At 64.1% G+C, this 24,544-nt stretch carries 19 protein-coding genes; 8 read left to right on the forward strand and 11 right to left on the reverse strand.

Features of this window, described 5'->3' with window-relative positions; genetic code table 11:
• Nucleotides 1-173 precede the first annotated feature (173 nt).
• From AC1D2G_RS03150 to dnaK, 6 genes are all read right to left on the reverse strand, one after another.
• Complete coding sequence (locus AC1D2G_RS03150; protein WP_457150881.1) at nt 174-461, reverse strand: DUF1330 domain-containing protein; 288 nt, start codon at nt 459-461, stop codon at nt 174-176.
• An 18-nt stretch (nt 462-479) separates the two neighbouring features.
• The gene (pyrF, locus tag AC1D2G_RS03155) at nt 480-1,193 is read right to left on the reverse strand and encodes an orotidine-5'-phosphate decarboxylase (protein ID WP_477412429.1); all 714 of its coding nucleotides are present in this window, start codon (nt 1,191-1,193) and stop codon (nt 480-482) included.
• Nucleotides 1,194-1,219: 26 nt separating this feature from the next.
• The gene (locus AC1D2G_RS03160; RefSeq protein ID WP_477411954.1) at nt 1,220-1,816 is read right to left on the reverse strand and encodes an NADPH-dependent FMN reductase; all 597 of its coding nucleotides are present in this window, start codon (nt 1,814-1,816) and stop codon (nt 1,220-1,222) included.
• An 88-nt stretch (nt 1,817-1,904) separates the two neighbouring features.
• On the reverse strand, nt 1,905-2,507 hold the full coding sequence (pmtA, locus tag AC1D2G_RS03165) for a phospholipid N-methyltransferase PmtA (protein WP_477392807.1): 603 nt from the start codon (nt 2,505-2,507) through the stop codon (nt 1,905-1,907).
• A 153-nt stretch (nt 2,508-2,660) separates the two neighbouring features.
• Complete coding sequence (dnaJ, locus tag AC1D2G_RS03170) at nt 2,661-3,791, reverse strand: molecular chaperone DnaJ (protein WP_477411956.1); 1,131 nt, start codon at nt 3,789-3,791, stop codon at nt 2,661-2,663.
• Nucleotides 3,792-3,993: 202 nt separating this feature from the next.
• On the reverse strand, nt 3,994-5,910 hold the full coding sequence (gene dnaK / locus AC1D2G_RS03175; RefSeq protein ID WP_095083681.1) for a molecular chaperone DnaK: 1,917 nt from the start codon (nt 5,908-5,910) through the stop codon (nt 3,994-3,996).
• 489 nt (nt 5,911-6,399) lie between these two features.
• On the opposite strand from dnaK, the gene AC1D2G_RS03180 reads away from it, so the two are divergent.
• The 5 genes from AC1D2G_RS03180 (at nt 6,400) to AC1D2G_RS03200 (ending at nt 15,898) form a co-directional block, all read left to right on the forward strand.
• The gene (locus tag AC1D2G_RS03180; protein ID WP_477411958.1) at nt 6,400-8,358 is read left to right on the forward strand and encodes a hypothetical protein; all 1,959 of its coding nucleotides are present in this window, start codon (nt 6,400-6,402) and stop codon (nt 8,356-8,358) included.
• 10 nt (nt 8,359-8,368) lie between these two features.
• Entirely contained in the window at nt 8,369-12,220 is a 3,852-nt protein-coding gene (locus AC1D2G_RS03185; RefSeq protein WP_477411960.1) for a DUF7929 domain-containing protein, read from the forward strand.
• Between the two features lie 194 nt (nt 12,221-12,414).
• Complete coding sequence (rpe, locus tag AC1D2G_RS03190) at nt 12,415-13,092, forward strand: ribulose-phosphate 3-epimerase (RefSeq protein ID WP_477302855.1); 678 nt, start codon at nt 12,415-12,417, stop codon at nt 13,090-13,092.
• Nucleotides 13,093-13,484: 392 nt separating this feature from the next.
• On the forward strand, nt 13,485-14,231 hold the full coding sequence (locus tag AC1D2G_RS03195) for a GntR family transcriptional regulator (RefSeq protein WP_477411962.1): 747 nt from the start codon (nt 13,485-13,487) through the stop codon (nt 14,229-14,231).
• A gap of 152 nt (nt 14,232-14,383) precedes the next feature.
• On the forward strand, nt 14,384-15,898 hold the full coding sequence (locus AC1D2G_RS03200) for a malonate--CoA ligase (RefSeq protein WP_477411964.1): 1,515 nt from the start codon (nt 14,384-14,386) through the stop codon (nt 15,896-15,898).
• Nucleotides 15,899-15,922: 24 nt separating this feature from the next.
• On the opposite strand, the gene AC1D2G_RS03205 is transcribed toward AC1D2G_RS03200, so the two are convergent.
• Genes AC1D2G_RS03205 through AC1D2G_RS03225 form a run of 5 tightly spaced genes read right to left on the reverse strand, consistent with a single transcriptional unit; the run spans nt 15,923 to nt 20,935 of the window.
• Complete coding sequence (locus tag AC1D2G_RS03205; protein WP_477411966.1) at nt 15,923-17,035, reverse strand: NAD(P)/FAD-dependent oxidoreductase; 1,113 nt, start codon at nt 17,033-17,035, stop codon at nt 15,923-15,925.
• A gap of 9 nt (nt 17,036-17,044) precedes the next feature.
• Nucleotides 17,045-18,220, reverse strand: coding sequence for an N-acetylglucosamine-6-phosphate deacetylase (nagA, locus tag AC1D2G_RS03210; RefSeq protein WP_477411968.1), 1,176 nt, complete (start codon nt 18,218-18,220; stop codon nt 17,045-17,047).
• Nucleotides 18,217-19,278 (reverse strand): SIS domain-containing protein, encoded by a 1,062-nt coding sequence (locus AC1D2G_RS03215; protein ID WP_477411970.1) that lies wholly within the window; start codon nt 19,276-19,278, stop codon nt 18,217-18,219. The genes nagA and AC1D2G_RS03215 overlap by 4 nt, the downstream gene beginning before the upstream one ends.
• Nucleotides 19,275-20,057, reverse strand: coding sequence for a GntR family transcriptional regulator (locus AC1D2G_RS03220; RefSeq protein WP_477411972.1), 783 nt, complete (start codon nt 20,055-20,057; stop codon nt 19,275-19,277). The genes AC1D2G_RS03215 and AC1D2G_RS03220 overlap by 4 nt, the downstream gene beginning before the upstream one ends.
• Nucleotides 20,054-20,935 (reverse strand): glucosamine kinase nucleotide-binding domain-containing protein, encoded by an 882-nt coding sequence (locus tag AC1D2G_RS03225; protein ID WP_477411974.1) that lies wholly within the window; start codon nt 20,933-20,935, stop codon nt 20,054-20,056. Before AC1D2G_RS03225 ends, AC1D2G_RS03220 begins: the two co-directional genes overlap by 4 nt.
• 198 nt (nt 20,936-21,133) lie before the next feature.
• On the opposite strand from AC1D2G_RS03225, the gene AC1D2G_RS03230 reads away from it, so the two are divergent.
• From AC1D2G_RS03230 to AC1D2G_RS03240, 3 genes are all read left to right on the forward strand, one after another.
• Complete coding sequence (locus AC1D2G_RS03230) at nt 21,134-22,093, forward strand: N-acetylmuramic acid 6-phosphate etherase (RefSeq protein ID WP_477411976.1); 960 nt, start codon at nt 21,134-21,136, stop codon at nt 22,091-22,093.
• 2 nt (nt 22,094-22,095) lie between these two features.
• On the forward strand, nt 22,096-23,355 hold the full coding sequence (locus AC1D2G_RS03235) for an ABC transporter substrate-binding protein (protein WP_477411978.1): 1,260 nt from the start codon (nt 22,096-22,098) through the stop codon (nt 23,353-23,355).
• A 256-nt stretch (nt 23,356-23,611) separates the two neighbouring features.
• Nucleotides 23,612-24,541 (forward strand): carbohydrate ABC transporter permease, encoded by a 930-nt coding sequence (locus AC1D2G_RS03240; protein ID WP_477411980.1) that lies wholly within the window; start codon nt 23,612-23,614, stop codon nt 24,539-24,541.
• The last annotated feature ends 3 nt before the right edge of the window (nt 24,542-24,544 follow it).

A 24,544-nucleotide genomic window follows, 5' to 3' on the forward strand; every position in this document is an offset into this window, starting at 1 on the left:
GCCATGTGGCGGTCGTTGTCGAACGGCTCCGCCCGGTTGTCGGCCAGGGCATAGTGAAACTGCCCTGGCCTTCAAGCACCAGCTGATCGGAGTGCTCGGCTTAGCGGGACGGACCTAAGGGAAGGGGACCGTCAGGACTTCGCTGACGCGCCGCCAGACTCTGATCGATCGCTTCAGATACCTTCGACGAGCACAATCTCGCCGTCGGCGACCTTCTGGCGGATGGCGACCGCGCGCTGGTATTCCGGCGAGTGGTAGCAATCGTGCGCCATGGCGAGCGATTCGAACTCGATGATGACGTTGCGTGCGCGTCCGACACCCTCGGCCAGCTCATGCGCACCGCCGCGCGCCAGAAATTTCGCGCCGAAGCGGTCGAAGGCCAGTTTCGAGGCGGCGACATACTCCTTGTAGCCTTCGGCATCGCGCACATCGACGCGGGCGATCCAGTATCCCTTGGGCATTCTTCTTCTCCCTGTTGCTTACGCTGAGCGCATTTCGGCGATGATCGCTTCGGCCGCTTCTCGTCTGTTGGCCGACGCAACAATCGGCCGGCCAACGACGAGATGGCTGGCGCCGTTGCGGATCGCCTGTGCCGGCGTCACCACGCGCTTCTGGTCGCCATGGTCGCTACCCGCCGGCCGGATGCCGGGCGTCACCACGGCCATGTCGGGCCCGACGATGCGGCGCACCGCTTCCGCTTCTGCGGCCGAGCAGACGATGCCGCCCATGCCGGCATGCAGCGCCTGTTCCGAACGCCGCAGCACCAGCGTGTGCGGGTCGTATTCATAGCCGACGTCGATCATGTCCTGCTCGTCCATCGAGGTCAGCACGCTGACCGCCAGCAGGCAAAGGCCGCTACCCCTGGCCGCCTCCACCGCCGCCGCCATCGCCTTTGGATAGGCGTGGATGGTCAGCATGGTCACGCCCATCTTGACGATGTTCTCGACGCCCTTGGCCACCGTGTGGTCGATGTCGAGCAGTTTCATGTCGAGGAAGATCTTTGTTCCGCCGCTGGCCAGTTCCCTGGCAAAGTCGAGCCCGCCGGCAAAGGCCAGTTGATAGCCGATCTTGTAGAAGGAGACGACGCCGTCGAGTTCGCGAACCGCCTGTTCGGCCTCCTGCACGGTCGGTACGTCGAGGCCGACGATCAGTCTTTCCTGCATGGATTTGGCCTTTATCGATGGGGCCTGGATGGATTCTGACCGCATGGTGTCGACGATCACGCCTCGATCCGGGTCGACAGCATGCGCGAGGTTTCGATCAGCGTGCGGCATAGGTGCTCCATCGATTTGTACAGTCTTTCGTCGCGGAAATTGCCGCCCTCGTCGAAGGCGCTGCCGCCTTCCGGCACCGAGCATTCCGGCGTCACCACCTCCATCTGGCAACGCACCAGCACGGCGCGCAGATGGTTGATGCAGCGGATCCCGGCAAAATGCCCGTTGGAGGACGAGCAGAGGCCAGCCACCTTGCCGGCCAGCGGCCTGACCGTCCTGCTGCCATCCCTGCGCACCCGGCTCACCCAGTCGATCGTGTTCTTGAGCAGCGGCGGGATCGAGCCGTTATATTCGGGCGTGGCGATCAGCAGCCCGTCATGGGCGATGACCAGACGGCCAAGTTTCAGGGCATTTGCGGGAACGCCCTTTTCCTTTTCCAGATCCTCGTCGAGGATCGGCAGGGGATAGTCGGCGAGCGAGATGCGGGTCACCTCGGCGCCTTGCATGGCGAGCTCCTTTTGCGCCACGTCGGCGGTCTTGCCGCTGTAGGCGCCGCTGCGCACCGAGCCGGCGAAGACGAGGATTTTCGGGATCACTGCCATTGGCCAACCTTGTTCCCGGACAGGTACAGCCAGAGGCTGCTCAAATCAACGCACCTGCCCAAAAATCAAAGTCGAAATTCAGGTCGCCCTAATGCGCCTCGCGCCGGTAGATCCACAGCTGCGTCGGCGGGATGTTGCGGAAGATGAAATCGAAATGCTTGACCGTGTAGTCGCCACGGCCGGCCGGGATCGGCGACATCGGTCCGTAGGTCAGCTGCACGATCGGCCGTCCTGCCGGGATGCGGTCGAGCAGGCTCTCGATATAGGCGATGCGCTGGGCCACCGGAAAATTGAGCAGCGGCACGCCGGAAACCACGGAATCGAAGATCATCCCGCTCTTTTCGCCAAGCGTGGCGTTGAGGTTGAAGGCATCGCCCTCGATGACGTTGACGCCGGGATAGAGTTGCCGCAGGTGGCGGACGAAGTCGGTGGAATATTCGACAGCGTAGAGATTTTCGGGCCGCACCCCGAGGGCCAGAATGGCGCGGGTGATGACGCCGGTGCCGGGACCGACCTCGAGCACCGGCAGGCCGGATTTCGGATTGACGATCGAGGCCATCTTGCGGGCGGTGATCGAGCTGGTCGGCACGATCGAGCCGACCGTCTTCGGCTTGTCGATCCAGCCCTTGAAGAATTTGAGCTCGTCGTCGAACTTTTCGGCAAGCGCCTTGCGCAGTCCGGGACGTGTCATGCAAGCTCTCCTCAGCACTCCCCCCAAATTACTTAACATCTGAGCGGCGCAAGGCAAGGCGCGGTCAGACGCATGTCGTGGATAAGATAAGTTTCGTCGCGTCTCAAGGTGCGACGCATTCCACGAAATCACGCGGCTTGCCTAGAATTCCCATCAGCGCTCGCCGAAGGATTCGAAGAAATCCTTCATGCGGGTGAAAAAGCCACTCGATTGGGGCGAATTGTCCTGCGAGGAGAGCTGTTCGAACTCCTCCAGCAGCTCGCGCTGGCGGCGAGTGAGGTTCTGCGGCGTCTCGACCGCGGTCTGGATGTAGAGATCGCCGACATTGGGCTGGCGCAGCACCGGCATGCCCTTGCCCTTGAGGCGGAACTGGCGGCCGTTCTGGGTGCCTTCCGGCACCTTCACCTTGGTCTGCGTGCCATCCAGCGTCGTCACCTCGAAGGAGCCGCCAAGGGCGGCCGTCGTCATCGAGATCGGCACCTTGCAGTAGAGATCGGCGCCGTCGCGCTGGAAGAATTCGTGCGGCTTGACCGCGAGGAATATATAGAGATCGCCAGACGGCCCACCGCGCAGGCCGGCCTCGCCCTCATTGGCAAGGCGGATGCGGGTGCCGTCCTCGATGCCGGCAGGGATGTTGACCGACAGCGAACGCTCTTCGGTGACGCGGCCCTGACCAGCGCATTTCGGGCACGGGTCCTTGATGGTCTGGCCGCGGCCCTGGCATTGCGGGCAGGTCCGCTCGATAGAGAAGAAGCCTTGCGTGGCGCGCACCTTGCCGTGGCCGTTGCACATCGAGCAGGTGACAGGCTGGGTGCCCGGCTTGGCGCCGCTGCCCAAGCATTCCGAGCAGGAGATCGATGCTGGCACGCGGATCTGCGCGATCTTTCCCGCGTAGGCTTCCTCCAGCGAGATTTCCATATTGTAGCGCAGGTCGGCGCCGCGCTCGCGGCCGCCCGACGAACGGCGCTGGCGCCCGCCCATCATGTCGCCGAAAATATCCTCGAAGATGTCGGCGAAGCCGCCGGCACCAAAGCCTTGCGCGCCGCCATTCATCCCACCCTGCTCGAAGGCCGCGTGGCCGAAACGGTCATAGGCCGCGCGCTTCTGCGGGTCCTTCAGCGTTTCGTAGGCTTCGTTGATTTCCTTGAACTTGTGCTCGCAGGAATGATCGCCGGGATTGCGGTCGGGATGGAACTGCATGGCGAGCTTGCGGAAAGCGCTCTTGAGCTCCTTCTCGTCGGCGCCTTTCTGGACGCCCAGCGTTTCGTAGAAATCAGCTTTCATTTTTTCCCGCAGTCCGGATGTTCAACGTCTTGATGCACATGTTGCGTCGTTTGCCGGCACGTTGTCTCGATTTAGGAGCGGTGCTGCCCGGATGCTAGGGCCGGCGCGGTTCTGTCCGTGTTTTTCAGCGATTTTTTCCGCCAGGGTTGCAAAAAAGCCCGGCCTGCGCCGGGCTTTTCGCTTTATCTTGCCGTCAAACGGTTCAGGCCGACTTCTTCTTGTCGTCGTCCTCGTCGATTTCCTCGAAATCGGCATCGACCACGTCACTGTCCTTGGCGGCATCCGCCTTGGCGTCGGCTTCCGCCGCTTCCTTCTGCGAAGCCTCGTACATGGCCTGGCCAAGCTTCATCGAAGCCTCGGCAAGCGCCTGCGACTTGGCCTCGATGTCGGCCGCGTCATCGCCTTCGGCCGCGGCCTTCAGCGCCGTGATCGCATCTGCGATCGCCGTGCGTTCGGCTTCCGAGACCTTGTCGCCATATTCCTTCAGCGACTTCTCGGACGAATGCACCAGCGCCTCGGCCTGGTTGCGGGCCTCGACCACGGCACGCCGCTTCTTGTCGCTCTCGGCATTGGCCTCGGCGTCCTTGACCATCTTCTCGATGTCGGCGTCCGAAAGGCCACCCGATGCCTGGATGCGGATCTGGTGCTCCTTGCCGGTGCCCTTGTCCTTCGCCGAAACGTTGACGATGCCGTTGGCGTCGATGTCGAAGGTGACCTCGATCTGCGGCACGCCGCGCGGCGCCGGCGGGATGCCGACCAGGTCGAACTGGCCAAGCGCCTTGTTGTCGGCGGCCATTTCACGCTCGCCCTGGAAGACGCGGATGGTCACCGCGGACTGGCTGTCCTCGGCCGTCGAGAACACCTGGCTCTTCTTGGTCGGGATCGTCGTGTTGCGCTCGATCAGCCGCGTGAACACGCCACCCAGCGTCTCGATGCCGAGCGACAGCGGCGTCACGTCGAGCAACAGCACGTCCTTGACGTCGCCCTGCAGCACGCCGGCCTGGATGGCGGCGCCGAGAGCGACGACCTCATCCGGATTGACGCCCTTGTGCGGCTCCTTGCCGAAGAACTGCTTAACGATCTCCTGGATCTTGGGCATGCGGGTCATGCCGCCGACCAGGACGACTTCGTCGATTTCGCCAGCCTTCAGGCCGGCATCCTTGAGCGCCGCCTTGCAAGGGTCGATGGTGCGCTGGACGAGGTCGTCGACCAGCTGCTCGAACTTGGCGCGCGTCAGCTTCAGCGTCAGGTGCTTCGGCCCGGTCGCATCGGCGGTGATGAAGGGCAGGTTGATCTCGGTCTGCGTCGTCGACGAGAGCTCGATCTTGGCCTTTTCAGCCGCCTCCTTGAGGCGCTGCAGTGCCAGCTTGTCGTTCTTCAGGTCGATGCCCTGTTCCTTCTTGAACTCGGCCGCCAGATACTCGACCAGGCGCATGTCGAAGTCCTCGCCGCCGAGGAAGGTGTCGCCATTGGTCGACTTCACCTCGAACACGCCGTCACCGATCTCGAGCACCGAAATGTCGAACGTGCCGCCGCCAAGGTCATAGACGGCAATGGTCTTGCCATCCTTCTTGTCGAGGCCGTAGGCGAGCGCGGCCGCGGTCGGCTCGTTGATGATGCGCAGCACTTCCAGCCCGGCGATCTTGCCGGCGTCCTTGGTTGCCTGACGCTGGGCGTCGTTGAAATAGGCCGGAACGGTGATGACCGCCTTCTCGACCTTCTCGCCGAGATAGGCTTCCGCCGTTTCCTTCATCTTCTGCAGGATCATGGCCGAGATCTGGCTGGGCGACTGCTTCTTGTCGCCGGCCTCGACCCAGGCATCGCCATTGTCGCCCTTGACGATCTTGTAGGGGACAAGCTTCTTGTCCTTCTCCGTCACCGGATCGTCATAGCGGCGGCCGATCAGGCGCTTGACCGCGAAGATGGTGTTTTCAGGATTGGTGACCGCCTGGCGCTTGGCCGGCTGGCCGACGAGACGTTCGCCGTCGCCGCTGAAGGCGACGATGGAAGGCGTCGTGCGCGCGCCTTCCGCATTCTCGATCACCTTCGGCTCTTTGCCATCCATGATGGCGATACAGGAGTTGGTGGTGCCGAGATCGATACCGATTACTTTTGCCATTTTTCTAGTCTCTCCGCTAAGCAGGCTCTCAGGACCCGTACAGGCGTTCCGACGAAAGCCCCTGTTCACAAGAAATTCCGTTCCGGCAACCGGCATTCCGGCGCCGAACGGCTTGGCGCGTATATAAGAACAGGCAGCATCGCGCGCAAGCATTCTGCGCAAGGCTTCCATGAACCTTTCCACCTCAGCCCGCGACTGATGTCCAGGTGCCGCATTGTGCGGCCCGGAAAGGAAGCCCCCATGACCATTAACCCAGAGGCTCTGAGGTCTCCGGGAACAACAGGAACTCGGCGCGACCACCGCCTTCGAGACGAGGTCGACGCCCTGGGCTTCCTGTTGATTCCGTTGACCCTGCGTAAGAGCAGGCGTATCGTCAAGATGAGGAAAGCAGACAATTCGATCAGGGAAGAACGTGCCGGACCACCGCGCCTTGCCCTGGTTTGCGCGGTAACGCCGGATGTTTCTCCCGTGGCTAACGGGGGTAGCTTCATGTCTCGCGTCCGCGGCACGTTCGTGTCTTCTCTCAACTGCGGCCTGCGCCGCGCCATGCATCCGGGAGGATTGCTGGCGCTGGCACTCACTGCCGGCCTTTGGCTGGGTGACGCAGCACGGGCGCAGGACACCCAGATCATCTATCCCGGCTCGATGGCGGTAACCGGATTTTCCGGCACCATCATTCCCAATTTCGACGAGGGCCTGCCGCCCGGTGTCGATCCGGTCGACGAAACCTTCATCGACACCACGCGCGCCACCTTGCGCGTGTTCGACGTCTCGCATCTCGGCGGGCCGGCCGCCGGCCAGCTCGTCTCCACGCCGCCGCCCTTCGAGGTGACGGCCGAACAGATCGGCCAGGTGTTCGGCCTCACCTATGATGACGGCGTGCGCGACGGTGTTCCGTCGGGCGTTCCCAATCTCTATGCCGGCGCCACCTCGCTGCACGGCATCCGTATCGTCACCCCGGATGCCGATAGCGATGGAAGGCCGGAGCGGCAGCGCCGCGGTGCGGCCGGCGCCACCTTCATGGATGGCCAGTTCGGCACTGAGAACGGCGGCGGGCCAGGCGCCATCTGGAAGATCGACGGCATCACCGGCCAGGTCTCCAAGTTTGCCGACATCGACACCAACAGCGGTCCCGGCATCGGCAACCTCACCTTCGATCCCATCCACCGCCAGTTCTTCGCTTCCGACCTCGACACCGGCCTGATCCATCGCATCGACGCCGAAGGCAGGCTGATCGACAGCTTCGACCATGGCGTTGCCGGGCGTCCGGCGCACGGACTGGCTCCGATCGCCGACGATGGTTCGGTGATGGACATACAGGGCGCCGCCTTTGATAGCGAAGACCCCGACAGCTGGGGCTACACGCAGGACGAGCGCCGCGTCTGGGGCGTCTCCTATCACGGCGGCCGGCTCTATTACTCGGTCGGCGAAAAGTCGGAAATCTGGTCGGTGGGCATTGCCCGCGACGGCACCTTCGCCGGCGACCCGCGCTGGGAACTGACGGTCAAGGCCGACAAGGACTACGCCGTCACCGACATCGCCTTCGACAACAGCGGCTTCATGTACCTGGCCCAGCGCGGCCCGGTCGAAAACCGCTACGATTACAGCCAGTTCGCCGATTCCGGCAAGGGTGAGGTCATCCGCTACTGGCGCGAGAATCCGGACGATCCGGCGACGGAATCAGTCTGGGTCGAAGTGCCGCAGGAATATGCCGTCGGCTTCCCGCAAGGCAACCGGCAGTCGGCCGGCGGTCTCGATCTGCAATATGGCTATGATGCCGACGGCAATCTCGACACCTCGGTCTGCACGCAGACGCTGGTCAACACCGGCGACAAGCTGCGCGACAATCCGGCGCTCGCCGAGCAGCTCGCCGCCGGCGGGCCGGTGGCCGTGCACGGCGTGCAGATCACGCCCAAGGAGCTGGTCAAGCCGGCCAACGTGCCGCCCTTCGGCTCCTGGTTCGTCGATTTCGACGGCTACTTCGAAGATCCCGAAGTGGAAGGCCATGTCGGCGACGTCGCGGTCTGGCATCCCTGTGAAGGTCGCGCCGGCTATTATGAAGAAATCCCGGGCGGCTATCTGCCCCCCTTCTACCCGCCGGACTTCCCACCGCCCGGCAATCTGCCTCCTTGCATCGATGTCGAGGACGTCCAGTACTACTGCACGCCTTCCGGCCTCGAGGCCGATCTCTATCTCCATGACCATGCCGGCTTCGGCGGCGATTCGATCAAGGCTCAGTCCAGGACGCCAGGCGTCGGGGTGACTTCCCCCATGTCGCATGCGCCCGGCACGCCATACACGATTGGCATCACCGGCCACTATCCGGGCGACACAGTCGATGTTGGGCTCTGCTTCTACAGGAAGTCCGACAAGGACAAGGGTGGCTACTACCCTTGCTGCAAGATGACTTTGCCGCTCAGAACCCCAGCCGTCAGCTGCGAACGTTGAGGAGGGGAAGATGAAAAATCTCGCACTTTCCCCGCTCGCAACGAGCAACCAGTCAAAGCAGCCAACCGTCTTGGAGACGATCATGAAACCCCTGTCACTCGCCAGGCGCGGCGCGCGCTGGCTGATGGCGGCCGGTATCGCGTTCGCCACCCTGACCCCGGTGCAAGGCTTCGCCGAAGAGGTCTACACCGTCATTACGGAGCCCAGACTCGACCTCGACAATCCGCGCGTCATCAATCCGGAACCGGGCCGGGTCGTGCCTTTCTTCACCAAGAAGGGGACCCAGAGAGGCTGCGACTATGTCGTCTATTCCCTGAGCTTCGGCCTGCGCGGCGACCCGCAGGGTTTTGCCGATCCTGGCTTCGCGGCCAGACTGAAAAAGGCCCGGCTCGACTTCAAGGACCAGCTTCCGCACGGCCTTGAGATCGTCAACGTCAATGTGTCCGGCGACGGCACGGATGCGGCCGGCGGTCCACTGCCGGGTGCAACGATCAGCACATCGGCAAATCCCAACGACACGGCGACGGTTTCCGATTTCCGGATTTCCGCCTCCGATCTCGACGGCGTCGGCGCTCCCAACGAGCGCGTCATCACCTTCCAGATCACGGCCAAGATCGACCATGCGGCGTTTCCTTCGCCGACCATCGTCGACAACCAGGGCATGATCAAGGTGACGCCGGAAGCCGGCACGGGGATCATCATCCCGTCGCAGGATCCGAGCAAGCCCGACGACGGCGACTTCAAGACCGGCGAAAAGACCTCGATCAAGATCGATGTCACCAAGTGCAATCCGCGACCGCCGCCTCCCGGCAAGGAATGCTTCAAGGTGGAGCGCGGCACGGTTGATTGCGAGCCCGGTGGCGGCGCCTTCATCTACCACATGCCGGTCGGCCCGGAGATGGGCGGCAAATGGGTGCAGGTGTCGACGACGACACCCGGCATCACCATCATCCCCGACACCCAGTTGGTGCCAGCGGGCGGCGGCGTGCTCAACTGGAAGATCGTTGGCGCGTCACCCGGCGATGTCATCCACCTCATCGTCACCGGCATCGAAACCTATGCCGGCCCGGAGGAAGGCTGGGGCCTGTGCTGCACGCAGACCATCGACATCGTCATCCCGCGCGACCAGAGATGCCCGCCCAAGGACAAGGAACCGGACCTCAAGGTTGAAAAGCGCGCCGAAGTCCAGCGTTGCACGATGGGCGGCGGCTGCGACTTCACCATCAGGGTCACCAATGTCGGCACCGGTGCCTATCACGGCAAGATCGTGCTCGACGAGGTGACGCTGCCGGCCGGCTCGACGCTCGATTCAGGGCCCAATCCGCCCTGGGTCTGCGTACCCGGCACCACCCCGATGACGTGCACCTATCCGGTGACCACGCTCAATCCGGGAGCCTTCGTCGACCTCAAGCTCGGCTTCAAGCCGGCTGGCGGCTGGCAAGGCAGCGTGCTGCGCAACTGCGCCACCTACAATTATGCGGCCAGCGGCAAGCCGCTGTTCGGCAGCCAGTCGAACGATCGCGGCTGTGCCTCGATCCCGATCTGCCGGCGTGGCGATCGAGATCGCGACTGCCAGCCACCGGTCGAAAAGAAGGTCGATCTGATCCTCAAGAAGCGTGCCCGCACCGAGGTCTGCACGGCCGACGGCATCTGCACCTTCGTGATCGATATCATCAACAACGGCACCTTCACCTACAATGGGCCGCTGACGGTGATCGACAGCTATCCGGGCGGCGCGCCTGCCTCCTCGACCTTCGGCCCGACCCCGCCATGGACATGCGGCCCGACCGGCCCCGGCCAGTTCCGCTGCGACAATGCGGGCATCTCGCTCGCACCGGGCGCCTCGACACCGATCTTCGTCAAGGCGGTCATGCCGGCCGGCTATCAGTCCGATACGGTGGAGAACTGCGCCGAGGTGAAGGCCATCCCTGGTGAAACCGACCTCACCAACAACAAGGCCTGCGCCAAGGAACGCATTCGTCACCCCAATGGCGGCAAGCCCGCCTTGCGAATCACCAAGGTGTGCAATGGCTCGCTGGCCGGTGCCGCGGTCGTCTCTTGCCGCATCACCGTCGTCAATGCCGGCACCGCCGCCCCCACCGGACCGGTGCGGGTCAACGACGCCGCCACGCTGGTGGCGGGCGGCGCGCCCGTCCAGATCCAGACCGTCACCCCCGACGGCGCGGAATGGGCGTGCGGACCGGTTCCAGCCAATACGCTGTCGTGCCAGATTCCCGGTGCCGTCATGACACCTGGAACCAGCCGCCACTTCGACGTGACGGTTTCGGCGAACGGCGAGTTCGAGAACTGCGCGCGGGGTTCGTATGGTCCGGCCCCCGGCGACGACATCGTCTATCCGATCGGCCAGGCCTGCGCCGAGGGCGGCGGCTCTTCGATCATCCGCGTCGAAAAGACCGGCGACCGCGAATGCAAGCTCGGCCAGCCCTGCTCGTTCGAGATCACCATCACGAATGACGGGACGAGCCCCTTCTCCGGTCCGGTTCGCATCGGTGATGCGATCGGCGTCGAAGGTCTCGGCAGGTTGGACGGCGTTGCGATCACCTCGATCGATCCGCCTTTCGGCTGCTCGCCGGAACCGGCGACCTTGCCACTGTCCTGCATTGCCAACCTGACGCTCGGCGCCGGGGAGAGCCAGGTGCACCAAGTCACCGTGGTCATTCCCGACGACGGCCGCCTGGCCAATCTGCAGGGCAATGTCAGCGGCCAGAACTGCGTCGGCGTCCTGTCTCCCGACACACGGGTGCAAGGCGGCGACATGCTTCCCGGCGACCAGGCCAATGTCCAGGGCGACCGCGGCAAGGCCTATGCGTGCCATCCCTTCACCATCACGCATGAGGTGAAGAACGAGTGCTCGCCAGGTTTCGTCATGAACGACGCCGGCAGATGTGTCTGCCCGCAAGGCACCACCTTCCGCAACGGCCAGTGCTCGCCCGACGGTGGTGTCATCGTTGAGCCAAAGCCGCGGCCCTGCGTGCTGCTCGAAGGCCAGATCCGCACCCAGGACGGACGTTGCGTCTGCCCACGCGGAACCGGGCTTCAAAACGGGAAGTGCGTCAAGACCGACAAGCCTGAGCAGTGCACGATCCGCGGTCAGGTCCACAATTCGGACGGCGATTGCGTCTGCCCGAAGGGTACGGAAGTCAGGGGCAATGCCTGCCGTCCGATCCGGCCGAAGCCTGAGCAGTGCACCATCCGTGGCGAGGTCCACAATGCCGATGGCGATTGTGTCTGCCCGAAGGGTACGGAAGTCAGGGGCAATGCCTGCCGTCCGATCCGGCCGCAGCCCGAGCAGTGCACCATCCGTGGCCAGGTCCACAATGCCGATGGTGATTGTGTCTGCCCGAAAGGTACGGAAGTCCGGGCCAATGCCTGCCGACCGATCCGGCCGCAGCCCGAGCAATGCACCATCCGTGGCCAGGTCCACGACGCCAACGGCAATTGTGTCTGCCCTAGGGGTACCGAGGTGCAAGGCAATGCCTGCCGGCGCAAACAGCCGCCGGTGGAGCAGTGCGACATACGCGGCCAGGTCCACAACAAGCGCGGCGAGTGTGTCTGTCCGCGCGGGACCGAGGTGATCGACGGCGCATGCCGCAGGCCACAGGTGGAGGAGTGCGCACCGGGCTCGCAGATGATCAATGGTCAGTGCCAGCCGATCATCAGGCGGCACTGCCCGGAAGGCACGATCGGGCGCTATCCAAACTGCAGGCCGATCCGTGGCCAATTGGAACCAGGCCTGCTGAACCCGAACGTCCTGCAGCAGCTGCTTCCGCGGCGCAGGACGCAAACTGACCAGCAACAGCAGGGCGATCCGGCTGGAAACATCCAGAACTTGAAGCCGTAACCGTCTGCGCGACACAACCAGAAACCCGCCGGATCAATCCGGCGGGTTTTGTTTGGACCGGGGGCACCGGCAGCCGACATGGGCGGCACGTAGCCTGTGCAGCCAGCCGCCTGTGCACTCGACAAGTCACCTGCGGCGCATTAGGCAGTCGATTGAGTGACCGGATGAAAAGGGCGCTCGGAAAGGCCTTGCCCATGAGCAAAAAAACCTTGATTGCACCCTCGGTGCTGGCATCGGATTTTTCCAGGCTCGGCGATGAAGTCGAAGCGGTGGTGGCTGCCGGCGCCGACTGGATCCATCTTGATGTGATGGACGGACATTTCGTCCCAAACATCACCTTTGGCCCGCCGGTGATCAAGGCGATCCGCAACCGCACCAAGGCCTTCTTCGATTGCCATCTGATGATCGCGCCGGCCGACCCCTATCTGGCCGCCTTCGCCGACGCTGGCTGCGACGGCATGACGGTGCATGCCGAGGCCGGGCCGCATCTCGACCGCTCGCTGCAGACCATCAGGAACCTTGGCAAGAAGGCCGGCGTGTCGCTCAATCCGGCAACACCGGAAAGTGCGGTCGAATATGTGCTCGACCGGCTCGATCTGATCCTGATCATGACCGTTAATCCGGGCTTCGGCGGTCAGGCCTTCATTCCGGCGATCGTCGACAAGGTGAAGCGGGTCAAGGCGCTGATCGGCAGCCGGCCGATCCGCATCGAGATCGACGGCGGCGTGTCAGCCGAAACCGCGCCGCTGGTCACTGCCGCAGGCGCCGACGTGCTGGTGGCAGGCGCCGCGATCTTCAAGGGCGGCAGTGTCGACGCTTACCGGCAAAACATCCAGGCGATCAGGACGGCCGCCGACAAGGCAGCTGGCTAGTCCACGGCGTTCATCCTGTCTTCAATTCCAATTGGCCGCCAACGGCTCTCATGCCCGGCAGGGTCCGTCAGAGTCTGATTCGCGAAGCATCGGGCCTGGACGAGAGGCTTGATTCGGTCCGTCTTTTGCGCGCGGCAGAAAAGACGATCGCGCGTGCACACAAGAAACAGATGAAGCTGCGTGCATACAAAACATGTTAAGTTTCCGAAGGTTGTAGAAATACGCGAATTTGCATCGCTGAACGGCAAAATGCCGTATATTTCTTCGTGCTTAAGTACAATAGCGTGATCTTCTGCTTGAGCCTCCGAGGCCAGACGCGATATGGTACGTGTACGAAGGGGGATGCTTCGGACTCGAATTGCCCAAACATAATTTGGGGACAAGGAGTCGCTTTGACATACGGAGCTGCCAATCTGAACGACGACGGCGCAGGGCCCAAGAGCACGCTTGCCAGCACGGTCTATCACCAATTGCGGGATGACCTTCTCGGTGGAGTTCTTGAAGCCGAGAGCAAGCTGCGGGTCGAATGGGTGGTCTCCAAATATGGAGCCGGCGCTTCCCCTGTCCGCGAGGCGCTCAATCGCCTTGCCTCGGAAGGGCTTCTTGGCCGGCACGACCAGCGCGGCTTCTTCATCATGCCGGTCAGCGCGGCGGAGCTCGAAGAGCTGACGCGCACCCGTTGCTGGCTCGAGGAGCGGGCGCTTCGCGAATCCATCGCCCACCGCACCGCCGAATGGGAAGAACAACTCGTGCTGGCGCTGCATCGCCTAGGGCGTGCATCACGTCTTTCGCCACAGAATCTCTCGTCGCTCAATCCGGATTGGGAGAAGTTGCACCGCATCTTCCATCGGGTCCTGATTTCGGCCTGCCGGTCGCAATGGCTGGTGGGGTTCTGCGAGCAGCTTTCCGATCACGCCTACCGCTACCGGCAAATGGCGAGTGACAGCGAAAGCGCCCAGCGCGACGATTTCGGCGAGCATCGTCGGATCGCCGAATGTGCGCTGGACGGCAATGCCGACGGCGCCGTCGAAGCGCTGATCAAACACTACCAGCTGACCGCTGCCATGTGCATGGAACGCATCAGGCAAAGTGAGAGTCTGAAGTCGGTCGCCGGCAAGACGGCACGCGCCCGGCGATAGCATCGGCTGCGGCAACCCATAGGCGCCATGGGCAAGCACCTGTCCGCGGGTCTTGACGGCGCGGCCAAGAACCGCGAACTCTTCGCCGCCCATGCATGCCGCTCGAAAAGCATGCCCGGCGCCGCCGTCTCTACTATCCCCGGGAAGACTTCATGAGCAACCATCTGTTCGACGCGTTCCGTTCCCGGATGCCGGCGCCCGATCGCCTGCTGATGGAAACCGATGATGGCCGCTCGCTGACCTATGGCGATATGCTGGCGCGGTCGGCGCAGCTCGCTCATGCGCTCTTGCAACTGGATGTCGAGCCCGGCGATCGCGTCGCCGTGCAGGTCGAGAAGAGTCCCGAAGCTGTCCTGCTCTATCTCGCCTGCCTGCGTGCCGGCGCCGTCTTCCTGCCGCTCAACACCGCCTACACACTGGCCGAGCTGGAGTACTTCTTCGGCGACGCAGCACCACGCCTAGTCGTCTGCGATCCGGCCAGGGCGGCCGACATCGGCGCACTGGCGGAAAAATCGGGCGCCGTCACCATCACGCTCGGCCGCAATGGCGAGGGATCGCTGACGGATCAGGCCTCGCGATTGCCGGCGGACTTCCACGACGTGGTGCGGGCCAAGGACGATCTCGCGGCGATCCTCTACACCTCGGGAACGACGGGCCGCTCGAAGGGCGCCATGCTCAGCCACGAGAACCTTGCTTTGAACGCGCGGGTGCTGGTCGACCACTGGCACTTCACGGCCGACGACGTGTTGATCCACGCGCTGCCGATCTTCCACACCCATGGTCTGTTCGTTGCCACCAACGTCGTCCTGATGGCCGGCGCCTCGATGCTGTTCGAGCAGAAATTCGACCCGGCCCGCATCGTCTCGCTGCTGCCGCGAGCCACTGCTCTGATGGGCGTACCGACCTTCTACGTGCGCCTGCTGCAGCAGGACGGGCTGGACCGTCAGGCGGCGAAAAGTATCCGCCTGTTCATTTCCGGGTCGGCGCCGCTGCTGGCCGAGACGCACAAGGCCTGGCGTGAGCGAACCGGCCACGCGATCCTCGAACGCTACGGCATGACCGAGACCAACATGAACACCTCGAACCCCTATGACGGCGAGCGGCGCGCCGGCACGGTCGGTTTTCCCTTGCCGGGTGTGGCGCTTCGCATCGCCGATCCCGACACTGGCAGGCCGCTCGCTCAGGGCGAGGTCGGCATGATCGAGGTCAAGGGCCCGAACGTCTTCGGCGGCTATTGGCGCATGCCGGAAAAGACCAAGGCGGAATTCCGCGCCGACGGCTTCTTCATCACCGGCGATCTCGGCATCGTCGACGCCGACGGCTACGTCCACATCGTCGGCCGCGGCAAGGATCTGATCATTTCCGGCGGCTACAACATCTATCCGAAAGAGCTCGAAGGCGAGATCGACGCGCTTGACGGCGTGAGCGAAAGCGCTGTCATCGGCGTTGCCCATCCCGATTTCGGCGAAGGCGTCACCGCTGTCGTCGTGCGGTCGCCGGCTTCGAACATCACCGGAGCCGAAATTCTCGGCGCCATCGCTGAACGCGTCGCAAAATACAAGCACCCGAAGCAGGTGATCTTCGTCGACGAATTGCCTCGCAACACCATGGGCAAGGTGCAGAAGAACCTGCTGCGCGATACCTACAGGGGTCTCTACACATCTTAAGGCTGGACGTGCGCAGGCAGCTCGTCAGCCGGGGTACAAAAGCTCGCAAATATGCTCGGCGATCGCCAGGCTTGCCGTCAGGCCGGGACTCTCGATGCCGAACAGATTGACGATCGGCCCGGCGCCATGGTCGGCTGGACCCTGAATCGTGAAGTCGGCCGCCGGCTGACCCGGGCCGGACAGTTTTGGCCGGACGCCGGCATAGGCCGGCTGCAAGGCGCCGTCGGCAAGATCGGGCCAATAGCGCCTGATCTCGCCGTAGAAGGCCTCACCACGGGTAGGATCGACCGTGTAGTCCACGCTGTCGATCCATTCGACATCCGGGCCGAAACGCGCGCTGCCGCCCAGATCGAGGGTGAGATGGACGCCGAGGCCACCATTGACCGGCACCGGATAGATCAGCCGCGAGAAGGGTGACCGGCCCGAGAGTGAAAAATAATTGCCGCGCGCCAGCCATCGCTGCGGAACAAGGTGTTGCGGAAAACCTTCGATACGGCCAGCGAGAGCCTGCGCATCGAGGCCCGCGGCGTTGACGAAGGCGCCGGCCTTCAGGGCGAAGCCCCCCCCATCGGCATCGCGCGTGTCGACCCGGATTCCATCGGCTTCGATCGCCGCTCCGGTAACGGACGTGAGCAATGCCAAGGATGCACCGGCGGCCTCGGCATCGCCGCGCAGCGACAGCATCAGTGCCTGGCTGTCGATGATGCCGGTCGATGGCGACAGCAACGCGCCGGCACATTCCAGCGCGGGTTCGAGGCTCTCGGCTTGTGCCTGCGTCAAGATTTCGAGATCGCCAACGCCGCAACTCTGCGCGTTGGCCCTGATCGCGTCCAGCCTGTCCAACTGGCCCGGTTCGACGGCGACGATTAGCTTGCCGGTGCGCGCATGGGCAACATTGCGCTCGCGGCAATAGGCATAGAGCCGCTCACGCCCTTCGACGCAGAGCTGGGCTTTCAGGCTGCCCGGCGTGTAGTAGAGCCCTGCATGGATGACTTCGGAATTGCGCGAACTTGTGCCGGTGCCGATCGCGCCGGCCTGCTCGACCACCAGCGCCTCGCGGCCCGACAGGGCGAGCGCCCTGGCGATGGCGAGCCCGACGACACCTGCTCCTGCAATGACGCAATCGATGTCATGCATGGCCTGATATCACCCAGCGCTGTTGGAGCCTGCAAAAACCTTGTCGCCGCCGATCCAGACGCCTTTGATGTCGAGATCGTCTGACAGCGCAACGATATCGGCTGCCGTGCCGTTGGCGAAGCGCCCGAGCCGGTGCGACTGGCCGATCGCTTGCGCGGGATAGAGCGAGGCCATGCGCAAGGCCTCGGAAAGCTCGACCCCGACGACGCGGTGGATGAACCGAACGGCCGAGATCATGTCGAGATCGGCACCGGCAAGCGTCCCGTCGGCAAGCCGCAGGCTGCCATCCCTGCGGTAGATGGTGCGGCCGTTGAGCGTGAACGAGGTCATGTCGGTGCCGATCGGCGCCATGGCGTCGGTGACCAGCACGATTTTGGCCGGTCCCTGCTTGGCGCGCAGCGCGATCTTGATGGTGGCGGGATCGACATGGATGCCGTCGGCGATGAGGCCGGCCGACAGCGAGCCGATATCGATGGCGGCGCCAGCCAGCCCGGGCTCGCGGTTGCCGATCTGGCTCATCGCGTTGAACAAATGCGTGACCATCGAGGCGCCGGCCGCGGCAAAGGTGCTGGCCGTGGCGTAGCCGGTGTCGGAATGGCCGAGGCTGACGATGACGCCGGCCCTGGTCAGCGCCGAGACCCGTGCCGGTTCGACGGATTCCGGTGCGATGGTGGTCAAAAGAACCGGCAGTTTTTGCCGCGCCGCGATCAGCTTCACCTGGTCGGCGTCCAGCATCGGCCGGATCAGCGCCGGATCATGCGCGCCCTTGCGGGCGATCGACAGATGCGGGCCTTCGAGATGCAGGCCGAGGAAACCCGGCAGCTTGCGCAGCGTCGCGGCTTCGCCGGCGGCGACGGCGGCGGCGGTGATGTCGGGCGTATCGGTGATCAGCGTCACCAAGAGCGCGGTCGTGCCGAAGGGCGCATGCGCCCGGCAGATGGTTTCGAGCGAGGCGACATCAGGGTGGTCGTTGAGCATGACGCCGCCGCCGCCATTGACCTGCAGGTCGACGAAGCCGGGAGCCAGCATGCCGCCGCCGGTCTCGACGACGCGGAGGTCGGAGGCAATGGCGCCGGCGGGCAGGATGGCCTCGACGAGGCCGTCGCGCACGACGAGTGCTGCGCCGGCGTGCCAGTCGTCGCCGTCGAAAATGCGGGCGCCAGTCAGGGCAAAACGGTCGCTCATACGGTCTCCGTCACCTTGCGAAGATTGCGCGGCGTGTCCGGATCGAGGCCGCGATGGCGGGCAAACGCCTCGACGAACATGTAGAAGGAGACGATCAGCGCCAGCGGATCGGTCAGCGGATGGCCGGTGGCGACATGCGGCAGGCGCACGGCACGCTGGGCAAGTGCGGAGGTGACGAACACCGGCGCGCCCTTGGCCGCCAAGCTGTCGGCGGCTTCGGCGACGGAGGGCTCCGATGCGTCACGCGCGGCCAGCGCCAGCACCGGAAAGTCCGGGCCGATCAGCGCCAGCGGGCCATGCATGACTTCGGCCGCACTATAGGCCTCGGCATGCATGCCGCAGGTCTCCTTGAATTTCAGCGCCGCCTCGTTGGCCATCGCCGCCGACGGGCCGCGGCCGAGGATGAACAGCGACTTCTGCTTTTCGATCGTTTCGGACAGCACCGTCATCCAGTCGCAGGCGATCGCCTTGCAGAAATGCTCGGGCAATTCGAAGAGCGCTGCCAGCAGCGCCTCGTCTCCAGTGGCATGCGCCATCAGGCCAAGACCGGCGACGGCGGAATTGATGAAGGTCTTGGTCGCCGCGACGCTGCGCTCCGGTCCGGCCAGGATATCGATCGCATAGTCCGAGGCACGCGCCAGCGGCGAATCGGCGGTGTTGGTGATGGCGATGGTCAGCGCGCCGCCGGCTCGCGCCGTTTCGGCCATGGCGACGATGTCGGGGCTCTTGCCCGACTGCGAGATCGCCAGGCAGGCCGAGCCGCCGAGCCTGAGCTCGGCTCCATAGATCGAGGCGATCGACGGACCGACCGATGCGACGGCAAGGCCCGCGGTCAGCTCGACGGCATATTTCATGAAGGTGGCGGCATGGTCGGACGAACCGCGCGCCACGGTGACGACAAATTGCGGGTCGCGTTCGCGGATGCCGCGCCCGGCCTCGGTCAGGACGGCGCCGGAGCCGTCGAGCAGGCGGGCGACGGCCAGCGGGATCTCCTCGATCTCGCGCCGCATATGGGTCATTTCAGTCGACTTGGTCGGCTCAGTCGGCTCTGTGGTCATGGTCGGCCCTCTTCGCTCGGCCCTGTCAGCCGCAGTTCGGCGACGAAATCATAGGCGTCGCCTCTGTAGATGGAACGGGTGAATTCGATCACCTTGCCGCTCGCCAGATAGGAAATGCGTTCGATGTGCAGGCCGGCAATGCCCGGCGGCACCTCGAGCAGGCGCGCGTCGCCGTCGCCGAGGTTGGCGGCGGAGATGCGCTGCACCGCCCGCACCGGCCGGTTGCCGGTCAATTCCAGCGCCGCATAGAGCGAGGAACCTATTCCCGCCGGGTCGGGCAGCACGCTGGCCGACAGCGAGGCGCGTTCGATCGCCAGCGGCGTGTCGTTGGCGATACGCAGGCGCGCCACCCGCGCCACCAGTTCGTTCGACGACAGGCCGAGCACCATCATCTCGTCGGGCGAGGGCGCGTAAAGGCCGCGGTCGAGCCAGGCCGAACGCACCGCCATGCCGCGCCGCGCCATGTCCTCGGTAAACGAGGTCAGCCGCGACAGCGACTGCTCGACGCGCTCCATGCGCGGCGCCACGAACGTGCCGGAGCCACGGCGTTGCACCAGGATGCCGCCCTTGACCAAATCCTGCACCGCCTTGCGCACGGTGACGCGCGAAATGTCGGCCTTGCTGGCGATGTCGCGCTCCGAGGGCAGTGCGTCGCCCGGTCCGATCAGGCCGCGATTGACGGCGTCCTCGATGCTTTTCCTGAGTTGCAGATAAAGTGGCGCACCACTTTGCGACGACTGTTTCAGCATGGCGAAGATCTGGTCGGCGGCATCGTTCATCGAGCCGCCTCCGCTGTCCCGGCGAAAAGCCGGGCCGCCATCTGCACGGCGCCGCCCAATGCATCGCCGATCGGCGGCTTCAGCAGCGCCCGGTAACGGGCCGACAGCCGCGGCGCGTATAGCGGCGCCAGCCCGCCGAGCAGGCACAGCGGCGCGTCGTCCGCAAGGTCGAGCGCGCCGAGTGCGGCTTCGACATCGGCGACCACCCTGTCCAGGATCCAGTTGGCAACGCTGTCGCCCTTTTCGGCATGCTCGAACACCTTGGGCGCGAACCCACCAAAATCGCCGGGCTTGGCATTGGTGGTGAATTCGACCACGTCCTGCGGATTGTTGCGGAACACCGCCAGCATGCTGTGCGTCAGCGGCGAACCTTCGCGGACGCCGTCATAGGCAAGCAGCGTCTGTTCGAGCAGGTCGCGGCCGATGCGGGCGCCGCTGCCCTGGTCGCCGACCTGAAAGCCCCAGCCACCGATGGCGCGCGACTTGCCGTTCTTGCGCGCCATATAGGCGGTGCCGGTGCCGAGGATGGCCATGGCGCCGTCGCCGGAGCCGACGGCACCTTCCAGCGCGATCTCGGCGTCGGTCTCGACGCGGCTGATGCTGAACGGCAGGATCGCTTCGAGCTGCTGCCGGTAGGTGCCGACATTGGCGCCGGCAAGGCCGAGAATGGCCGGTGTCTGCGGGATCTGCTCGGGATCCTGCCCGGCGGCAATGAACGCCTGCCGTGCCGCCTCGACGATGTTCGACCGGGCGCCGGTGAGATCGGTGCGGATGTTTGCGGCGCCGCTCTTGGCGCGGCCAATGACGGCACCATCCGCGGTTGCCAGGGCGGCCCTGCAGCTGGTGCCGCCGCCATCGATACCGAGCACGAAATTCACGCGATTTCTCCTCCAGGCGGATAATACCAATAAAATACCAATAGCCAAGAGTTAATTTCCGTTTCAAAAAGATTAAGCCGTATTTTATTGAAAAACCTAGGCATTTCGTCGGCTGAGCAATTTCCGACCAGCGAATTCGTTAATGCATGTGGACAAGTGGTATTTTTTTGGTATTGTTTCCGCATTGGAGGAACCGGGATGGCCGAAACGCGCACCGAAGCGCTTCACCAAAATGCCGAGGGGCTGGATATCCAGGCCCCGGACGCCATCCTTTCTTATTTGGCCGACGCGCAGATCGAGGCTGCAAAAGTCGTGCGCCACGCCATTCCCTCCATCGCCAAGGCGGCCGAGATCATCGCCGGCAGGTTGAACGGCGGCGGCAAGCTTGCCTATGCCGCGGCCGGCAGTTCAGGCCTGATGGCGCTGGCCGATGCGCTTGAACTTCCGGGCACCTTCGGCATTCACCGCGACCGCATCGCCATCCTGATCGCCGGCGGCGACGAAGCCTTCCGGACATTGGCCGGCGGTCCAGAGGACGACACCGAGGAGGCGGCAGCAGCCGTCATCAATGCTGGCATCGGCAAGGGCGATTGCCTGATTGCCATTTCGGCCAGCGGCACGACGCCCTATGCGGTCCGGGCCATGGAGGAAGCCGCCCGTCGCGGGGCCGCCACCATCGGCATCGCCAACAACCGGGACTCGGCCCTGCTGCGGCAGGCCGAAACCGCCATCCTGCTCGAAACGCCGCCGGAACTGATTGCCGGCTCGACGCGCATGGGCGCCGGCACCGCCCAGAAGATCGCGCTCAACATGCTGTCGACGCTGACCGCCGTCCATCTCGGCCATGTGCATGACGGCTACATGGTCAACCTGATGGCCGACAACATCAAGCTGCGCGACCGGGCGGCTCGCATCGTCGCCGCCGTCAGCGGGCGCGGCAGGGACGAAGCGGCGCGCCTGCTCGAGAAGAGCGGCGGCGCGGTCAAGACCGCCATTCTGCTCGCCGCCGGCGCCGACAGCGCCGATGCGGCGGAGAAACTGCTGGAAGGAACCGGCCAGAAGCTGAGGCCGGCGCTTTCCGCGATCGAGGGGAGCAAGGGGCGCGCTGCCTCTGTTCTCATCAAAACCGAACCTGAAAAAGGTCAACAGGGAGACTGAGCATGACAACGAAACTACTGACGGCACTGCTTCTGGGCACCAGCATTCTCGGCTCGGCCGGGGTGGCTAATGCTGCAGACGTAACGCTCAACATCGAAAGCTGGCGCGGTGACGACCTTGCCATCTGGAAGGACAAGCTGATCCCGGCCTTCGAAGCCAAGAACCCGGGTATCAAGGTGGTGTTCGCACCGTCGGCGCCGACCGAGTATGACGCCGCCCTTGGCGCCAAGCTCGCCGCCGGCTCGGCGGGCGACCTGATCACCTGCCGCCCGTTCGACAAGTCGCTTGAACTGTTCAAGAAGGGCAACCTTGCCGACCTCTCGGCGCTCTCCGGCATGGAGAACTTCTCGCCGGTGGCCAAGTCCGCCTGGGAGACCGACGACGGCAAGGCGAGCTTCTGCGTGCCGATGGCCTCGGTCATCCACGGCTTCATCTACAACAAGGACGCCTTCGACAAGCTCGGCATCAAGGTGCCCGAGACCCGCGACGAGTTCTTCGCCGCACTCGACAAGATCAAGGCCGACGGCACCTACATCCCGATGGCGATGGGCACCAAGGATCTCTGGGAAGCCGCGACCATGGGCTACCAGAACATCGGCCCCAACTACTGGAAGGGCGAGGACGGCCGCGCTGCCTTGATCAAGGGCGACCAGAAGCTGACCGACAAGGACTGGGTCGCGCCGTATGAGGAACTGGCCAAGTGGAAGCCGTATCTAGGCGACGGCTTCGAAGCACAGACCTATCCGGACAGCCAGAACCTGTTCACGCTTGGCCGCGCCGCCATCTACCCGGCCGGTTCGTGGGAAATCGGCCTGTTCAACACCCAGGCCCAGTTCAAGATGGGCGCCTTCCCGCCTCCGGTCGAGAAGGCCGGCGACACCTGCTACATCTCCGACCATACCGATATCGGCATGGGCCTGAATGCGGCGTCGAAGAATGCCGATGCGGCCAAGACCTTCCTGTCGTGGGTCGCCTCGCCGGACTTCGCCACCATCTACGCCAACGCGCTGCCGGGCTTCTTCAGCCTGAACTCCTCGCCGGTGAAGATGGCAGACCCGCTGGCGCAGGAATTCGTTTCCTGGCGCGGCAAGTGCAAGTCGACGATCCGCTCGACCTACCAGATCCTGTCGCGCGGCACGCCGAACCTCGAAAACGAGACGTGGGTTGAATCGGCCAACGTCATCAACGGCACCGACACCCCGGAAGCTGCGGCCAAGAAGCTGCAGACCGGCCTCGACAGCTGGTACAAGCCGGCGAAGTAAAGAGCTCAGGCAACGAGATCGGCCGGGCGTACGCCTGGCCGGTCTCGGACTACCCTGGTTCTTCAGATTGCGACCGTTCAGATAGCGATTGTCGGCACCGCCTCTCGGCCTTACCCTTGCTTTTCTTGGGGAAGGCTAGCTGATCAGTCGCAGGCCTTTGTTCTTGCCGCACCGGGCAAGAATGTTCGGGCCGTGCATCGAGGCATCATCTAGATCAACACCCATTTGGAACCGAGAGACGGCGGGGACCGAACTCATGGCCGCAGACACACGACCGAAAAGACCGTTCCGTTGGCACATTGGCGTCTTCCTGGCGCCGGCGGTGCTTGTCTATACGGCGATCATGATCCTGCCGCTGGCCGGCACGCTGCAGCTGTCGCTGTTCCGCAACATCGAGCAGCACCAGGTCTTCGTCGGGCTGGAGAACTTCCGCACGCTGTTCGGCGACCCCAACTGGTCGGTGAATTTCTGGAACGCGCTGAGAAACAATGTCTGGTTCTTCATCATCCACATGCTGGTGCAGAACCCGATCGGCGTCATGCTGGCTGCACTTCTGTCCAGCCCGAGGCTGAGATTTGCCGCCTTCTACCGCACGGCGATCTTCGTGCCGACCATCCTGTCCTTCGTCATCGTCGGCTTCGCCTGGAAGCTGATCCTGTCGCCCCTGTGGGGCGTGGCGCCGCATCTCCTCGATCTCGTCGGCCTGAAAAGCCTGTTCACGCCGTGGCTGGGCAAGGAAGAATACGCGCTGACGGCGCTCAGTCTGATCTCGGTATGGCAGTTCGTCGGCATCCCGATGATGCTGATCTATGCTGCCCTGCTGTCGATCCCCGAAGAGGTGATCGAGGCCGCCGAATGCGACGGCATCACCGGCATGTCGCAGTTCTGGAAGATCAAGCTGCCGCTGATCCTGCCGTCGATCGGCATCATCTCGATCCTCACCTTCGTGGGCAATTTCAATGCCTTCGACCTGATCTACACCGCGCAAGGCGCGCTCGCGGGGCCGAACTATTCGACCGATATTCTCGGCACTTTCCTCTACCGCGCCTTCTTCGGCTTCCAGCTGCAGGTCGGCGACCCCAACATGGGCGCGGCGATCGCCACGATGATGTTCCTGATCATCCTCGGCGGTGTCTGCGTCTATCTCTTCCTCGTGCAGACGCGCCTGCGTCGCTACCAGTTCTGAGGA

It is taken from the genome of Mesorhizobium sp. P2_C7 (genome assembly GCF_056404515.1).

Bases quoted from the DNA above. Each gene is read 5' to 3' on its own strand.
- AC1D2G_RS03150 (WP_457150881.1), bottom strand. From the start codon at position 461: ATGCCCAAGGGATACTGGATCGCCCGCGTCGATGTGCGCGATGCCGAA.
- AC1D2G_RS03160 (WP_477411954.1), bottom strand. From the start codon at position 1,816: ATGGCAGTGATCCCGAAAATCCTCGTCTTCGCCGGCTCGGTGCGCAGC.
- pmtA (WP_477392807.1), bottom strand. From the start codon at position 2,507: ATGACACGTCCCGGACTGCGCAAGGCGCTTGCCGAAAAGTTCGACGAC.
- dnaJ (WP_477411956.1), bottom strand. From the start codon at position 3,791: ATGAAAGCTGATTTCTACGAAACGCTGGGCGTCCAGAAAGGCGCCGAC.
- dnaK (WP_095083681.1), bottom strand. From the start codon at position 5,910: ATGGCAAAAGTAATCGGTATCGATCTCGGCACCACCAACTCCTGTATC.
- AC1D2G_RS03180 (WP_477411958.1), top strand. From the start codon at position 6,400: ATGTCTCGCGTCCGCGGCACGTTCGTGTCTTCTCTCAACTGCGGCCTG.
- AC1D2G_RS03185 (WP_477411960.1), top strand. From the start codon at position 8,369: ATGAAAAATCTCGCACTTTCCCCGCTCGCAACGAGCAACCAGTCAAAG.
- rpe (WP_477302855.1), top strand. From the start codon at position 12,415: ATGAGCAAAAAAACCTTGATTGCACCCTCGGTGCTGGCATCGGATTTT.
- AC1D2G_RS03200 (WP_477411964.1), top strand. From the start codon at position 14,384: ATGAGCAACCATCTGTTCGACGCGTTCCGTTCCCGGATGCCGGCGCCC.
- AC1D2G_RS03205 (WP_477411966.1), bottom strand. From the start codon at position 17,035: ATGCATGACATCGATTGCGTCATTGCAGGAGCAGGTGTCGTCGGGCTC.
- nagA (WP_477411968.1), bottom strand. From the start codon at position 18,220: ATGAGCGACCGTTTTGCCCTGACTGGCGCCCGCATTTTCGACGGCGAC.
- AC1D2G_RS03215 (WP_477411970.1), bottom strand. From the start codon at position 19,278: ATGACCACAGAGCCGACTGAGCCGACCAAGTCGACTGAAATGACCCAT.
- AC1D2G_RS03220 (WP_477411972.1), bottom strand. From the start codon at position 20,057: ATGAACGATGCCGCCGACCAGATCTTCGCCATGCTGAAACAGTCGTCG.
- AC1D2G_RS03230 (WP_477411976.1), top strand. From the start codon at position 21,134: ATGGCCGAAACGCGCACCGAAGCGCTTCACCAAAATGCCGAGGGGCTG.
- AC1D2G_RS03235 (WP_477411978.1), top strand. From the start codon at position 22,096: ATGACAACGAAACTACTGACGGCACTGCTTCTGGGCACCAGCATTCTC.
- AC1D2G_RS03240 (WP_477411980.1), top strand. From the start codon at position 23,612: ATGGCCGCAGACACACGACCGAAAAGACCGTTCCGTTGGCACATTGGC.